Origin of the sequence: Corynebacterium endometrii (genome assembly GCF_004795735.1) — a bacterium.
GTDB classification, from domain to species: Bacteria; Actinomycetota; Actinomycetes; order Mycobacteriales; family Mycobacteriaceae; genus Corynebacterium; species Corynebacterium endometrii.
Genome location: NZ_CP039247.1, coordinates 21,759 through 36,676 on the forward strand (window position 1 = coordinate 21,759; position 14,918 = coordinate 36,676).

Annotated in this window: 12 protein-coding genes; 6 read left to right on the forward strand and 6 right to left on the reverse strand. The window is 65.7% G+C overall.

The annotated features are described in order from the left end of the window. The first annotated feature begins 57 nt into the window (after positions 1-57). Positions 58-1,071 carry an Ldh family oxidoreductase gene (locus CENDO_RS00115; RefSeq protein WP_136140229.1) on the forward strand — a complete coding sequence of 338 codons (1,014 nt, stop codon included), beginning with the start codon at positions 58-60 and terminating at the stop codon, positions 1,069-1,071. Positions 1,072-1,089: 18 nt separating this feature from the next. On the opposite strand, the gene CENDO_RS00120 is transcribed toward CENDO_RS00115, so the two are convergent. The 4 genes from CENDO_RS00120 to CENDO_RS00135 all read right to left on the reverse strand — a co-directional run bounded on the left by CENDO_RS00120 (position 1,090) and on the right by CENDO_RS00135 (position 5,927). Then, entirely contained in the window at positions 1,090-2,910 is a 1,821-nt protein-coding gene (locus CENDO_RS00120) for an ABC transporter ATP-binding protein (RefSeq protein WP_136140230.1), read from the reverse strand. Then, complete coding sequence (locus CENDO_RS00125; protein WP_246014306.1) at positions 2,907-4,502, reverse strand: ATP-binding cassette domain-containing protein; 1,596 nt, start codon at positions 4,500-4,502, stop codon at positions 2,907-2,909. Before CENDO_RS00125 ends, CENDO_RS00120 begins: the two co-directional genes overlap by 4 nt. 77 nt (positions 4,503-4,579) lie before the next feature. Then, complete coding sequence (locus CENDO_RS00130; RefSeq protein ID WP_136140231.1) at positions 4,580-4,783, reverse strand: hypothetical protein; 204 nt, start codon at positions 4,781-4,783, stop codon at positions 4,580-4,582. A 124-nt stretch (positions 4,784-4,907) separates the two neighbouring features. After that, the gene (locus CENDO_RS00135; protein WP_210726542.1) at positions 4,908-5,927 is read right to left on the reverse strand and encodes a hypothetical protein; all 1,020 of its coding nucleotides are present in this window, start codon (positions 5,925-5,927) and stop codon (positions 4,908-4,910) included. A gap of 349 nt (positions 5,928-6,276) precedes the next feature. Between CENDO_RS00135 and CENDO_RS00140 the strand changes: the two genes are divergently transcribed. The 3 genes from CENDO_RS00140 to CENDO_RS00150 all read left to right on the forward strand — a co-directional run bounded on the left by CENDO_RS00140 (position 6,277) and on the right by CENDO_RS00150 (position 11,439). Further along, positions 6,277-7,242 (forward strand): methylenetetrahydrofolate reductase, encoded by a 966-nt coding sequence (locus CENDO_RS00140; protein ID WP_136140232.1) that lies wholly within the window; start codon positions 6,277-6,279, stop codon positions 7,240-7,242. 30 nt (positions 7,243-7,272) lie between these two features. Continuing rightward, entirely contained in the window at positions 7,273-9,570 is a 2,298-nt protein-coding gene (gene metE / locus CENDO_RS00145) for a 5-methyltetrahydropteroyltriglutamate--homocysteine S-methyltransferase (RefSeq protein ID WP_136140233.1), read from the forward strand. A gap of 174 nt (positions 9,571-9,744) precedes the next feature. Continuing rightward, complete coding sequence (locus CENDO_RS00150) at positions 9,745-11,439, forward strand: dihydroxyacetone kinase family protein (RefSeq protein ID WP_136140234.1); 1,695 nt, start codon at positions 9,745-9,747, stop codon at positions 11,437-11,439. A gap of 75 nt (positions 11,440-11,514) precedes the next feature. Here the strand turns inward: CENDO_RS00150 and CENDO_RS00155 are convergent, their stop codons facing one another. After that, positions 11,515-12,204 (reverse strand): HAD family hydrolase, encoded by a 690-nt coding sequence (locus CENDO_RS00155; RefSeq protein WP_136140235.1) that lies wholly within the window; start codon positions 12,202-12,204, stop codon positions 11,515-11,517. A 273-nt stretch (positions 12,205-12,477) separates the two neighbouring features. Here CENDO_RS00155 and CENDO_RS00160 point away from each other — a divergent pair, with 273 nt between their 5' ends. Both CENDO_RS00160 and CENDO_RS00165 read left to right on the forward strand, forming a co-directional pair. Further along, positions 12,478-13,008 (forward strand): peptidylprolyl isomerase, encoded by a 531-nt coding sequence (locus tag CENDO_RS00160; protein WP_136140236.1) that lies wholly within the window; start codon positions 12,478-12,480, stop codon positions 13,006-13,008. A 184-nt stretch (positions 13,009-13,192) separates the two neighbouring features. Beyond that, positions 13,193-13,957: a rhomboid family intramembrane serine protease gene (locus CENDO_RS00165; protein WP_136140237.1), complete on the forward strand. Its 765-nt coding sequence runs from the start codon at positions 13,193-13,195 to the stop codon at positions 13,955-13,957. A gap of 304 nt (positions 13,958-14,261) precedes the next feature. Here CENDO_RS00165 and CENDO_RS00170 read toward each other — a convergent pair whose 3' ends face one another. After that, entirely contained in the window at positions 14,262-14,801 is a 540-nt protein-coding gene (locus CENDO_RS00170) for a TetR/AcrR family transcriptional regulator (protein WP_136140238.1), read from the reverse strand. Positions 14,802-14,918 lie beyond the last annotated feature (117 nt).

Below are 14,918 nucleotides of genomic sequence, written 5' to 3' on the forward strand. Positions count from 1 at the left end.
GGTGGGCTGCGGGCCAGCTCTTTAAAACTTCCGATTCCGCTGCCACAATGGACGGCCATGACACGCATTTCTCGCATTGAGCTCAAGGAACTGGCCAGCGGCGCGATGGTGCGCCAGGGTGCATCGGAGGAATTGGCCCGCGTGCTCGTGGACGCGGCGGACTTTGCGGAAGCGCGGGGCAAGACCCCGGTGGGATACGCGCACCTGAAGGACTACGTGGACGCCATTCGCGACGGGCGTTGCAATCCTAAGCCCGCACCCACCGTGACCCGCACCGCGCCGGGCGTGTGGGTCATTGACGCGGACCAGGGCCCGCAGCATCTGGGCTTCGACCGGGCGTTCCAGGGCTTCGTGGACGGCGTGCGCAGCCAGGGGATGGCGATGATGAGCCAGCATAACGCCCTGGCCGGCGGGCAGCTGGCCTGGTACACGGAGCGCCTTGCGTCCGAGGGCCTCGTCGCGTTTGCCTGCGTCAATTCCAACGCTTTGATGGCCCCCGGCCAGAACCAGCCCAAGGTCTTGGGCACCAACCCGCTGGCGTATTCCATCCCGCATTCCAAGGGAGTGGTGACCGTGGACCAGGCGGCGAGCAACACGGCCTTCGTCAGGCTCCGCCAGGCCGCCGATAGGGGCGAATCCATCCCGGAGGGCTGGGCCGTGGACGCCCAGGGGCGCCCCACCACGGATGCCGCAGCCGCGCGTGACGGCGCCCTCCTGCCGTCCGGCGGATACAAGGGCGCCAATATTGCCTTCATGGTGGAGTTTCTTGCCACGCTGTCTGGCGCACGCTTCGCCGTGGACGCCCCGCCGTTCGATTCCGGCCCGGAGAACACGGGCATTGGCTTTTTCCTCTTCGCCATTGATCCCGCCGCGGTAGCCGGCGGCGCCGAAGCCGACCCAGAATCCGCCCGCGCGGCCTTTACCTCACGCATCTCCGCCTACCTGCAGCGCATGACCGGCATGGGCGTGCGCGCGCCGGGCAGCTCCCGCCCGGCCGAGGGTTCTCGCCAGCCGGATTCCTTCGACGTTGACCCGCAGGTGCTCGACGAACTGCGCGCGCTGGCGGATTAGCGCTGGATTAGCGCCGGGCTAGGCCGTCTGCCCCTTCTCCCACTGCGCATAGGCGCGGGCGTAGCGCCCGCCCGCCGCCATCAGCCCGGCGTGGTCACCGTCCTCCACAATCTGGCCCTGCTCCATGACGATGATCCGGTCCGCCTCGCGGGCCTGGTCCAGGCGGTGCGCCACCACCAACGAGGTGCGGCCGCGGGCCACGGCGCGGGCGGCGGAGTCGAGGGTATCGGCGTGTTCGGAACCGGCCTCCGAGGTTGCCTCATCCATGATGAGCACCGGCGGCTGGCGCAGGACCATGCGGGCCAGGGAAATCTGCTGCGCCACATCCGCGCCGATATCCTCATGGCCCGCGCCGATGAGCGTGTCCAGGCCGTCCGGCAGCCACCGCTGCCACGTGGCGGATTCCGGGGTCAGGCCCACGGCGGCCAGGGCCGCATGCAGCTGTGGATCGTTGGAGCCGGGGGCGGCCAGCAGCAAGTCATCGCGCAGCGTGCCGCTAAAGAGGTGCACCTCCTGGGTGACCAGCGCAACGTGGCGGGTGACCCAGGTGTTGGGCACAGTGGCGGTATCCACCCCGCCCACCAGGATGCGCCCGCGGGTGGGGTACTGCAGCCCCGCCACCAGGGAAGCCAACGTGGACTTGCCCGCACCGGAGGTGCCCACCAGCGCGGTGGTGGTGCCGCCGGCCAGGGTCAGATCGATGCCGTGGAGTACCTCGGCGCCGCCGGGGTAGCAGTAGCCTAGATCCTCAATCACCACGTCCGGCTGGCGCTGGCGAAGGTCGGGGGCCTCTTCGGCGGTATCGGTGGCAAGCTGCGTTAGCGCCACCGCGCGGCCCAAGGAGGTCAGTGCGTGCTGGATATCGCCGCCAAACATGAGCAGGTTAAACACGTGGATCTCGAGGCGCACCACCAAAAGCACCGCCGCGGAGGCCTGCCCCGGGGTGACCCAGCCCGCCTGGATCATGGGGACGGACAGGGCCAACGCGCCGATCAGAAGCACGCCATAAACCAGCTGGCCCTGGCCCACAATGCGCGCGATGACGGGGGTTTTATCCGCCCACGCCTGCACCGTGTTCCAGGAATGGCGCTCCATGCGCGCGTGCGCCCACGCGCCCAGCTTGAACTGGCGCAGGGTCTCCATGGAGCGGATGGTATCTAGCAGCACCGTGTTGCGTTTCGCCTCCACGGAGCTGACCATGTTCGCCACCGGCGGCAGGTCTTGGAGAGTGCGTTTAATCTGGGGCACCACCAGCAGCCCGGCCAATGCGAAGATGAGCAGGTAGGCGGGGTGGATCAGCGCCATCATGGCCGCTGATATGGGGATCATAAACAGCGTCATGAAAAGGCGGGCGCCAATCATGCTCATAATCGTCACCGGCGTATCAATGTCCTTGGACATGCGCGTGATCACGTTGCCCGTGCCCAACTCCATGACCGCGGGCACGGGCGCGGCCAGCACGGTGTCCAGCGCCTTGGCGCGAAGATCCACCGCCCACCGGCGGGTCTGGGTGTCTAGGAAGTAATTGGCCACGCGCGGGCCCACCGCGTCCGCCACGAAGGCGAAGAGCAAAAACGCTAGGGCCGCCTTCAGCGCGGCGTCACCGGAGCCAAAGACCGGCACGGTCATCCCGCCCACAATGTCTACCACCCGGCCCAATACCGTGGAACCCAGGGTATTAAACGCCACCGTCACGGTCAGCGCGCCGGCCACCGCGGCAAAGAATCCCTTGCCGGGTGCGGAAGGCAGGCTCATCAGGGTGCGCCAGATGTCCCCGGCGCTGGCGGGGGCTAGCGCGTCCGCGCCACGGGTGGGCGCGTGGTGTGGGTTAGGGCTCATAGTTCCACCACCTCATCGGCCACGGCGGCCCAGGCGGGCGCGGAGGAGACGATTACGGTAGTGCGGCCGCGGCGCAGGCGCGCGGTGCGGGTTGCCACGGTTCCCAGCGTGATGGAATCCAGGCCCGTGGTGGGTTCGTCCAGCACTAGGACTTCGGGGTCGGCGGCAAGGGCGCGGGCCAGGGCGATGCGCTGGCGCTGGCCGCCGGAGAGGTTAAGCCCGGCCTCGCCGATGGGGGATTCCGGCAGGTCCGCGCCGCTACCGCCGCCGAGACGGCGCACAATGTCCTCGCACGCCGCGGCGTGCAGCGCGCGGTCCAGCTGCTGCGGGGATACCTCCCCCAGCGGGTTCAGGTTGTCCGCCAGCGTGCCCTCCAGCACGTCCACGCGGTGCGGCGGGCACAGCGCGCCGTGGGCCCTGAAGGCTGACACGCGCCGGGCAATCTCCGCCCGGCCCTCGGCGGAGGTGGGAACCAGCACGGTCAGGCCTGGGTTGAGCGGCATCGGGGCGCCCGTGGCCCCATCCTCCCCGGCGGCCAGCCGGTCCACCAGGTCACCGATGCGCTCCACTGAGGCCCTGCCGCGCGCCCAGCGCTCCGTGAGGAAGGACAGGGAATAGCCCAGCACATTAAGCGCCGGCGGCACCAGGAAGACTATGGACATCAGCTGGCCGGTGGATAAGGCCCCCGCGCCCGTCTGCCACACCGCGTAGGCCACCAGGCCGAACGCCCACAGCGCCGGCGTGGTCTGCCGGATGATGGCCATGGCCACGATCCACTTGGTCTCCCGCAGGGAGGCCGCCAGGGTGAGGGCGGAGGATTCGGCGAAGCGTTCGCGCACAATGGCTCCCGCGCCCAGGCCCTTGACCACGCGGTTTCCCTGGGCCACGTCCGTGGCGAGCGCCAGGGTCGCAGACGCGGTGGCCCTTCTTTCCGACGCCGCCTTCGTCAACGGCCGCGCCGTTGCAAAGCTCACCGCCGTGACCACCGCGGCGCCGAGCAGCGTCATCGCGCCCACGAATATGGACATGGGCATGATGGTGATCGCGGAGCTTATCAGGTAGCCCACCATCATCACGGGGAAATTGAAGATCTGCTTGAGCTCGCCGATGAAGTGGGAATCCTCATCCATCGTGTTCAGGATCTGGCCCGGGGCAATCCCGTGGGTGCGTGCGCCCACAAGCCTATCCAGCAGGCCCAGGCGCAGCGAGTGCGTGGTGCGGGCCTGGGACATGTCCGTAAAGCCGTCCGCGGTGACCTCCGAAATGAACTGCACGAGGAGGAGACCAACGAGCGCGGCGACCGGAACGGCCAGCGCGCCCAGGGTTGGGGTGTTAAACACCCGCTCCGTGGTCCAGCCAATCACTGCGGCGCTCACCGCGCCAAGCGGCGCGTTGATAACGCACCACAGCAGGAGGTTGCCCACGCCCACGCGGCCATGGGTAAGCAGCTGCCACGTGGCCGTGAAGGGCCGCGACCACGCCACTCGGTCCGTGAGCGGGGGTTGCGGCGGTGCCGGTGCTTCTTCCGGCGCGTACCACGCCCAGGTGGGCATGCGTCGGTAGCGCCTACTGGTCTGATCGGTGGTGGCCATTAAACCATCATAAAAGAGACCGCCCACACTCACTGGGAGTATGGGCGGTCTGGGTGCGTGGGGCGCAGTGGGGCCGGCTAGACCAGCGCGTAGTGGGCAACCTCGCTGCCCTGGAAGCTGTGCTCCGTGCCATCCAAGTCAACGGAGGTGAAAAGGGAATCGTTCTCAATCGCCTCGCGCAGCAGATCCACCCGATGAGCAGCATCGCCAATGACCGGGCCCGCGGTGAAGTACAGGGTCTGACCGTTGCGAAGTTTCACCGTCAAGGTTGCTGCAGTCATATGGTGGCTTGCTCCTTATCTATCAATTGACTTATGTATCAAATGAGAATATCCCACCCACGCCCCCTGCAGGCAATGTGGGTGGGATAAACGGTCAAAGGTGGGGGAGAACACCCCCGGGGACCTACTTGGAGTCGTTGGAGTCCTCAGGCTCCACGGTCTCCGCGAGGGTCTCAGGCATCAGGTTGGGGGTTGGGCCATTCGAGGCCAGGCGGTGCTTGCCCTCATTTTCGTGGTCATCGGTGACGCGGGAGGTGTCCGCGTTAGCCGCAGCGCCGGCGGTGGCAGCGGTGGCCTTGTCAGCCTCCTCGCCGCGCTCGTCGCCCTCGGCCTCGGCGGCGTCCGCCGGGTCGGCCGCTATCTCTTCGGCCGCTTCTTCAGCGGAAGCGCCGGTTTCTTCAGCGGGCTCCTCTGCGGACTCCTCGGTGGATTCCTCAGCGGGCTCCTCGGACTCGGCGTCCAGCTCTGCAAGCTGTGCATCGATGGAGCCCAAAAGCTCCTCGTCGCGCTCCTTGACGCCCTCTTCGACCAGGTCGGATCCCTTCTTCTCTGGCTCGCCGGCGGAGCCGGCAGCGGAGTCAGTGGTGGAGGAGTACACCAGGGTGGAGGCGGCGGCCTTATCGGCGTCACCGGAGTGCTCCTCGACGCGAGGCGGTTTGGTGGATGGGGCATCCTTGCCGCGCAGCGCGTAGAAGACGGCGCCGATGATGGCGGATACCAGGGCAAAGAGGAAGAACTTGCTAAAACAGCCGCGCTTCTTGCCGGTAGCCTTGGCCACCTTCTTCTCCGCGCGCTGTGCGGCCTTGGAGGCCTTCTTGTTGAGCTTCTTGCGGTTCTTCTTTGCCGCCTTCTTGGAGTCAGAGGACAGCTCTTCGGCCTTAGAGACTGCCGCCGCGGTGACGTCCTGGCGGCGGGAGTTGAGATCCTCCAGCGCGCGCTCCAGGCGGGAGTGGGCGGCCTGCGTAACAAAACCGGCCTGCTTGCGGGACTCCGGGAACCAGTCCTGGGTGGCGTTATCTACGTTTTTAGCCGCGTCTTCCAAGGCGGTGTAGGCCTCGCGGGCCTTCTCATCGCGGAAGTCGCTGAACTTTTTCCAGGCGGACTTACCAACGGTCAATGCCGTAGAGAGAGTGGAGAGGCTCATAGTCGTGCTCCTTAAAGGTGAAACGATTGTCTTTATCAAGCCTAGTGACGCGCGCGGATTCCCGCCATAGTCTGGCCGCGGTCCTTAGGTATGGAGACCGTTTTGTGACCTCCCCGCCGGCGGACAAGTCCAAAACTAGACCGCTTTGTATAGATGCGGAGAATTTATATTCATGCCGGTTTTCGGCCATTTCGCAGGGTATGGGAGTGTAATGGTATCACCATTGGGCGATCCCTTCTTGGAAAAGTGGACAGCTTGGTACGTTTTTCTCCAACGCGCCGGGCTAACACCGAGCCTATCCCGGGCTTGTCCCGGGACAGCCCGCAGATTTCCAAGAAAGGAGGCCACCATGGCACCACGAGTTTCTGCCTCATTCCCATTGGATGCGGTCGAGGACGGCGCCCCAGGATTCGGGGGCCTCCAGCAGCCGGACCTGGAGGGCGCGCACCGCACCGCCCTGTCCTTCGAGGTCATCCCGCCGCGCCACGACGCGGACGAGGCAAAGGTTGCGGCCCTGCTAGAGACCCTCGAGTCCTACCGCCCGGACTACATAGCGGTGACCTCATCCCGCCGCTCCGGTTGGCTGGAGGGAACCACCAAGTTCATCGAGCTCATCTCCCGCACCACCTCTATGCGCCCGCTGGCGCACCTGGCCTGCACCGCCGGCACGCGCCAAGAGCTGGCCGATGACATTAACCGCCTGGTGGACGCCGGCGTGCGCGGCCTTTTGGCCCTGCGCGGCGATCTCCCGGAGGGCGTGCGCGGCCTGCCGGAGACTCACCTCCAGCACGCCGATGAGCTGGTCCGCCTCATCCGCGGGCTTGAAGCCGGTCAGGCGGAGCGCTTCGCCGCCGGTTCCCTGGCAGTGGGCGTGGCGTGCTACCCCAACGGCCACGTGGAGTCCGCCAACTTCGATGAGGACCTGGACGTGCTCCTCGCCAAGCAGCGCGTGGGCGCGAACTTCGCCATCACCCAGCTGTTCTTCGACGCCGGTGACTACCTCAAGTTCGCTGCCCAGGCCCGCCTGGCCGGCGTGAAGATTCCACTCATCCCCGGGATCATGCCCGTGACCTCGGCCGCGAGGCTCAAGCGGATGGGGCAGCTTTCGGGGCTGGACGTCCCGGAGAGCGTCGTCGGACGGCTGGAGGCGGCGCGGACGCCGGAGGAGGAAAAGGAAATTGGCATGCAGCTCACCGCCAAGCTGGCCCAAACCGTGCTGGCCGGCGGGGCCCGGTCCTTACACATCTACACGCACAACAGTGCGGATGTGACCCGGGATCTGCTGGACCGTATCGGCATCGCGCCGCGCGTTTAAACGAATAATTCACATGTAGGAGAAACAACAATGACTCAATTTACCGCCGCCTTTCCACAGGCCACCATCGAAGGCTACCCGCGCGTGGGGGCCAACCGCGAGCTGAAGAAGGCCCTGGAATCTTATTGGCACGGCCGCATCGACGCGGAGAGCTTCGCCTCCGCCACCCACGCGCTGCGCGTTGACACCTACGCCCGCCTGCGTGACCTGGGTCTGGATGAGGATTACGCCATCCCGGCCGACGTGGCCTACTACGACCAGGTGCTGGAGACGGCCCTGACCGTGGGCGCCGTTGGTGGGGACGCGGCCGAGGTCTCCCTCGACGAGGAGTTTGCGCTGGCCCGCGGCAATAAGGACCGCGCGCCGCTGGAGATGACCAAGTGGTTTGACACCAACTACCACTACATTGTCCCGGAAATCGCCGACGACCAGGCGTTTGTCGCCCGCCCGCAGCGCGTTATCAAGCTGGTCGAAGAGGCCAAGGCGGCAGGGCATAAGGTGCGCCCATACCTGGTGGGCCCAGTGACCGTGCTGGCCCTGTCCAAGCAGGCGGAGGGGGCAACCGGCGCGCCGCTGGACCGCCTCGATGACCTGGTAGCCTCCTACGTCACGGTGCTCGAGGCCCTGGCCGACGCCGGCGTGGAGTGGATCCAGCTCGCCGAGCCGGCCACCGTCGCGGACCTTACCGTCGCCAACGACGCGGCCATCGCCGAGGCGCTGACCAAGGCGTACACCACCATCCTTGGCGCGGAAAAGCGCCCGCAGGTGTACCTGACCACCCCATACGGCTCCGCGCGCAAGGGCCTGGACGCCATCGCGGCGCTCAAGCCGGAGGCGCTGCAGGTGGATCTGTCCGTGGGCACCCTGGCCCTGGACGAGGGTTACGCCGATCGCGTCCGTGAGACCGTCCCCGCCGAGACCCACCTGGTCGCCGGAATCATCGACGGCCGCAACGTCTGGGCCGCGGACTTGCGCAAATTGCGAAAGCTTTACGAAGGTTTCGCGGAGCGTGAGGGCGGGGTTTCCGTTTCCACCTCCGTATCCCTGCAGCACGTTCCCCACACGGTAGAGGCCGAAACCAAGCTGCCGGTCGACGTAGCCAACTGGTTCTCCTTCGCCAACGAGAAGGTCACCGAGGTCATCGCTCTGGCCGGCGGCGAGTCCGAGAATGCGCAAGCCTTCTCACGCGCTGATCGCGCCGTGCGCACCCGCACCGAGTCCAAGCGCACCCACAATGACGCCGTTCAGTCCCGCGTCGCCGCCCTGCCCGAGGGCGAGGTCAAGCGCGAGCCCGCGTTCGCGGAGCGGAACGCGGCCCAGGAGGCCCTGGGCCTGCCGCAGCTGCCGACCACCACCATCGGCTCCTTCCCGCAGACCCAGGAGATCCGCCAGGCGCGGGCCTCCCACCGCAACGGCGGGCTCACCGATGAGCAGTACAACGAGGCGCTCAAGGCTGAGGTCAAGTCCGTCATCGAGCTGCAGGAAAACCTCGGCCTCGACGTCCTGGTGCACGGCGAGCCGGAGCGCAATGACATGGTCCAGTACTTCGCCGAGCTGCTTGACGGCTTCGTGGTCACGGAGAACGGCTGGGTACAGTCTTACGGCTCCCGCTGCACTCGCCCACCAATCGTTGTGGGTGACGTCTCCCGTCCGGAGCCAATGACCGTGGAGTGGGCCAAGTACGCGCAATCCCTGTCCGACAAGCACGTCAAGGGCATGCTCACCGGCCCGGTCACCATCCTGGCGTGGTCCTTCATCCGCGACGACGTACACCAGTCCGTCTCCGCCGATCAGATTGGCGTGGCCCTCGCGGACGAGGTGCGCGACCTGGAGGAAGCCGGCATTGACATCATCCAAATCGACGAGCCGGCCCTGCGCGAACTCCTCCCGCTGCGCGAGGAGGACCGCAAGGCATACCTGGACTGGGCCGTGCGCGCCTTCCGCCTGGTGTCCCTGGACGCCAAGCCAGAGACCCAGATCCATACCCACCTGTGTTACTCCGAGTTTGGCCAGATCATCGACGCCGTGGCCGGCCTGGACGCGGACGTGACCTCCATCGAGGCCGCGCGCTCCCGCATGGAGCTGCTCGAGGATATCGATGAGAAGTTCCACTCCGAGATTGGCCCGGGCATTTACGATATCCACTCCCCACGCGTGCCATCCGTTGAGGAAATGGAGGAGCTCATCCGCGCCGCGCTCAAGAACGTGCCGGCCGAGCGCCTGTGGATCAACCCCGATTGCGGCCTGAAGACCCGCGGTTACGCGGAGACCGAAGAGTCCCTGCGCAACATGGTTGAGGCCCGTAACCGGGTGGTCGCGGAGCTCTAACCGCGCGCCGGGCCGCCCGGCCCCCAAACCTTTACGTGCCGAATTGGCCGCCGAGTCCTCCTGCTCGGCGGCCTTTTCACATCTTCGCCGCCCAACCCGGTCCGGTGATCGGTCCGCCCTGCCTCATCGCTGCGCGCGTCCGGGGCCGGCCCAAATCTCTGTACAGTGGGGCCCATGTCACACAGCGATACCAAAAGCACCGCACAGCACAAGTCCTTCCGCAACGACGCGGACGCATTCCTTCCGGAGGCCCTGTCCGGATTCATTGCCTCCCACCCGGACGCCACGTGGCATGACGCGGGCTTTATTGGGTTAGACAGCGCCATCGAAACGCAGGACGGTCAACCGGCCGTGGCGTTAGTCTCAGGCGGCGGCTCCGGGCATGAGCCGATGCACGCCGGCTTCCTCGGCCAGGGCATGCTTGCGGCGGTGTGCCCCGGGTTGCTGTTTACCTCGCCCAACGCCGTGCAGGTAACGGAGGCCACCAAGTGGGCCGATCAGGGCAGGGGCGTGGTGCACATCGTGAAGAACTACACCGGTGACGTCATGAACTTCACCGTGGCCCGCAGGTACGCCGAGGGCGTAGACACCCGCGAGGTCCTCGTGGCCGATGACGTGGCCACGGACAAGGGGGACGAGGACGGCCCGGGCCGCCGCGGGACCGGCGCCACCATCATCGTGGAAAAGATCGCCGGCGCCGCCGCCAAGCGCGGCGATGACCTCGATGCCGTGGCTGACATCGCCACCCGCACCGCCGAGGCGTCCCGTTCCATGTCCGTGGCCCTAGGCGCCGGATTCCTGCCCACCACCGGCCGCGAGACCTTCGACCTGGATCCCGGCCAGATGGAGGTGGGCGTGGGCATCCACGGCGAGCCCGGCGTGGATAACAAGGACATCGAGTCCGCCGCGGACATCGTGGAGGACCTTTTGGGCACCATCATCGACAAAGGCTCCTTCACCAAGGGTGACCGGGTCATCTGCCTGGTCAACGGCCTGGGCGGCGCCACCCCGCTTGAGCTTTCTCTCCTGTTCGGCGAGGCCAATAAGTACCTGGCCGCCAAGGGCATTACGGTGGCGCGCTCCATGGTGGGCACGTATGTTACCTCGGTGAACATGCACGGCGCGTCCATCACGCTGACCAAGGTGGATGACGAGATGCTCGCCTTGTTCGACGCCCCCACCGCCGCGCCCGCCTGGCCCCACACCCTGGCCGGGACCAAGGACACCAAGCCGGCCGAGGTCACCTTCGAGGACCGCCTTCCGAAAGGGGGCGAGGACAACGCGTGGCTCACCGCATTCCTCGAGCGCCTGCAGCCCGCCTTCGATGAGCTGACCGAACTAGACCGCCGGGCCGGCGACGGCGACTTTGGCCAGAACATGGAGGCCGCCTTCGGCTCCGTCCAGCTCCCGCTCCGCGGCGGCGACTCGGACGTCCTGCGCGGGCTCGCCCAGCGCATGCTCGTCCTGGCCGGCGGCACCTCCGGCGCGGTCTACGGCGTGCTCTTCAACGAGCTGGCCGCGGGACTGGACAATGGGTCCTCGACCGGCGAGTTCGCCGCCGCGTTGAAATCCGCGGTCGAGGCCATCGCCGAACTCGGCGGCGCCAAGCGCGGTGACCGCACCGTCCTCGACGCGCTCATCCCGGCCGCCGAGAGGGCCGCCGAACTCGATGCGTCCGCCCCGCTGGGCGATTCCCTCGCGGCCATCCACGAGGCCGCCCACGCCGGCGCGCTTGAGACCCGCGAGCTCGACGCGAGGAAGGGCCGCGCCTCCTACCTCGGCGAACGCTCCAAGGGCGTGGCTGACCCGGGCGCTATCGTGGCCTCGTGGCTCTTCGGCGGCTCCGGGAAAGTCTCCGAGTTTAACTAGCCCGCGGCGAACAAATCTCACGCGCGAAACGCAAGGTGCGCAGTGAAAGGTACGCGTTGACAGGTGGCGAACGGTCTAGCCGAGCCGGAAGGTGAGCTCATCGAGGGAGGAGATTGCCTCCGCGGCCGCAGATGGGGGAGTGGCAGGATCCTGGAGGTTATCGCGCGGGATGTAGACCGCGCGAAGGCCCGCCGCCCGCGCGCCGGCCACGTCATTGGGCCAGTTATCGCCGATCATCACGGTGTCCGCCGGGTCCACGCCCAGCGCCGCGCACGCCCGGTGGTACGCGCCGGGCTGCGGCTTCGGGGTGCCCATGTCCACCGTGGCGAACAGCTCCACGCCCGGCAAGTCCACGCCGCCGGCCCGCATCTTGCCCGCCTGCATGTCCGCCCGGCCGTTGGTCAGGATTCCCACCTTAAGGCCCGCGTCGAGCGCGCGCTGCACGCACGCCACCGCGTCCGGGTACGCCTGCCAGTGCTTTTCGTAGGCGGCGAGGTAATCGGCGAAGAGTTCCGTGGCGGCGGCGTCCGATATTGAGGTGCGCCCGGTGAACTCACGGGTGCGGCCGATGCGCTGGTCCTGGTGGGAAATCTCCCCGCGCTCAAAGCGGTGAAACCATTTCAGCTCGATGTCACGGAAACGCTGGTGCTGCCCCGTTGGCATGCCAAGCTCCACGCACCATTCGTCCAGGGCCTGGGCCATGGCCCGCTCGTGGTCCGTGAGCGTGCCATCGAGATCGAACAGGACTGCCTTTGCCGTAATCATGAGCCCATTGTGCCCGATTGACGGCAAACGCCCGGCCGATTTTCCGATCTAATGCGGGGTTCGGGGCTAAGTCAGCACCAAAGCACGAAATCACTAAAGAACGGAATCGACCCGGACCAATCCCGTGGGTTGATTGGTCCGTGCGGTGCCGTGCAGCGCATTCGCCGCGCCCGGCATAACCACGGGTATCGAGGTTGATGATCGCTATGAGCGTGCCGCTTTTGGGGGCTCGGCGCGTGCGCTAGCGGGCACGGGCGGGCGGTTTTCTTTACAATGGCACTCATGACTCAAAAGACCGCAACTGCAACGATGCACACCAACCACGGTGACATTGTTATCGATCTCTTCGGTAACCATGCCCCCGTGACTGTTGAGAACTTTGTTGGCTTGGCCAAGGGTGAGAAGGACTACGCGTCCCAGAACGCTAAGGGCGAGTCCACCGGACCTTTCTACGATGGCGCAATCTTCCACCGCATCATCGATAACTTCATGATTCAGGGCGGCGACCCAACCGGCACCGGCCGTGGCGGCCCTGGCTACCAGTTCCAGGACGAGTTCCACCCAGAACTGCGTTTCGACCGTCCATTCCTGCTGGCCATGGCTAATGCCGGCCCAGGCACCAACGGCTCCCAGTTCTTCATCACCGTGGCTCCAACCCCACACCTGAACAATCACCACACCATCTTCGGTGAGGTCACCGACCCAGCCTCCCAGGAGGTTGTGTCCAAGATTGCCAAGGTGGCCACGGACCGCATGGACCGTCCTCACGAGGACGTAGTGATTGAGTCCATCACCATCGCTTAATGCATGCGGGGCCTCTGGCCCCGAACCGCAAGACCGCCCGCACTGTGGAAGTGTGGGCGGTCTTTGCGTGTTTTACACCCTCTTGGATACCAGGCCGCGGAGGCTTTCCGCGGCGATGCCGCCCGGTGGGACGGACCGCCGATTAGTGCGGGGTACAGGGAAGGGATGCATATAGACTCTTAAGATGCCCCGGGAAAAGCTCGAGGCCTCGCGGAATAAAGAAACGGGCGCGGGCGAGACTCGGGGGCCTATGTTCGAGCATCCCTGCGAGGAGGAACCCGTGAACTGGCTGAAGATCAACACCCGCCAGGCGCCGGTGACGTTTGCCATGATTGCCGCGTGCCTGGTGCTGTGGATAGCCACCGCGCTCCAGTCCGGCAGCTTCTATGACAACTATTACGGCTCCGAACTGGCGCGCGAGTGGACGCTATGGGGGCCGGATGTCTTCAACGGGAGCTGGTACCAGGTGGTGACATCCTCGTTTATCCACATCGGGCTGGGGCATCTGCTGGTCAACATGGCCATGTTGTTGTTCATCGGCCCCGAGGTGGAGCGCGCCCTGGGGTCGGGGTTGTTCGCGATTGCGTATGCCACCGGCGTGTTGGGATCGGCGGCAGCGGTCTTAGCCATGAACTTCCTAGTGCCCACGGCGGGCGCTTCGGGAGTGCTCTTCGCGCTGATGATCCTGCTCGTGGGGGTGTTTAAGGCCCGCGGGCTGAATCTCACATCCCCATTAACGCTGCTTGCGGCGAACGTGGTCTATTCCTTCATCCAGCCGGACGTGTCCCTGTGGGGTCACCTGGGCGGCGTTTTCGCGGGCGCGGTAATGGTCTTCGCTGTGACACTCAGGAACCCGCGCGCGCGGTGGTGGGGGACCATCTCTTGTTGCGCTTTGTCCGTCGTAGCGGTGTGGTGGGCGCTGCCCCCGGGCGCCTATAGCACCCTTTAGTTCGCCCGAGTGTGAATAACACGCCGCGGTTATCCACGCGAACATGTGTTTTGTTTTAGTCCACAGGAGTTATCCACATTGTGGATAACTACATTCTTGTAATTCTCGAATTTGTGGGCGGATTCGAACGTTATTTGCCCAGTTGGGGCGGGAAAGTTCGAATATTTTCGCAGGTAGAAAACCGGTGTAGAAAGTTATCCACAGGCTGTGAAAGAAAGTGTGAATAGAAGAATCTCACAAAATTATCCCCAGCCTGTGGATAACTTTGTTAACCGGGCTGGGGATTGTTGAATTAAGGCGCGCGCTATGCCAACGTCCACGTGATGTAGGCGTCAACCAGCTGCGTGGGGGCGTCCGGGGCGATGCGCGTCACCGCCTGTGGCTGCGGGCGGGTGGCGATGCCGATTGAAACCATGAGGTTGGATGCGCTCACCCCATCGTGAATGACGCCGGCGGCAACGTAGCTTTCAACCAGCCCCGTGAGCTGGCGAAGGCTGGCGGCCTGTGCGGTGGCGATATCGGAGCGGATCTCTCGCGGATCCAGCGCGCCCGTAAACGCGCCCAGGTCCAGGTTGGTCAGCTCGCTCAGGTACTGAGTCCAGTTCTCCGCGGAAGGGGCCAGCTGCAGCGCTCGCTGGGTAGCGGTGTCTAGGTCTGAGATGACGTGGTGGAGGACTTCATAGATGAGTTCCTCACGTGTGGAGAAGTTGCGGTACAGCGTCGCGATGCCTACCTCGCTGGCCTCGGCGACCTGCTCGAGGGCTACGTTCGGCCCGTGCGCCGCGAAGAGGCGGCGGGCGGTGAGGAGAATGCGGTTGCGGCGTTGGAGGGCGTCTGCGCGCATGGGTGCTTCCTGTTGCGGTTTGTGGGTTCGGCGAAATTGACATCCATCCTATCGCGGAGGAAAATCCTCCACAACCGTAAGCGGAGAATAATCCTCCGGTAATTCCGAATAGCCCCC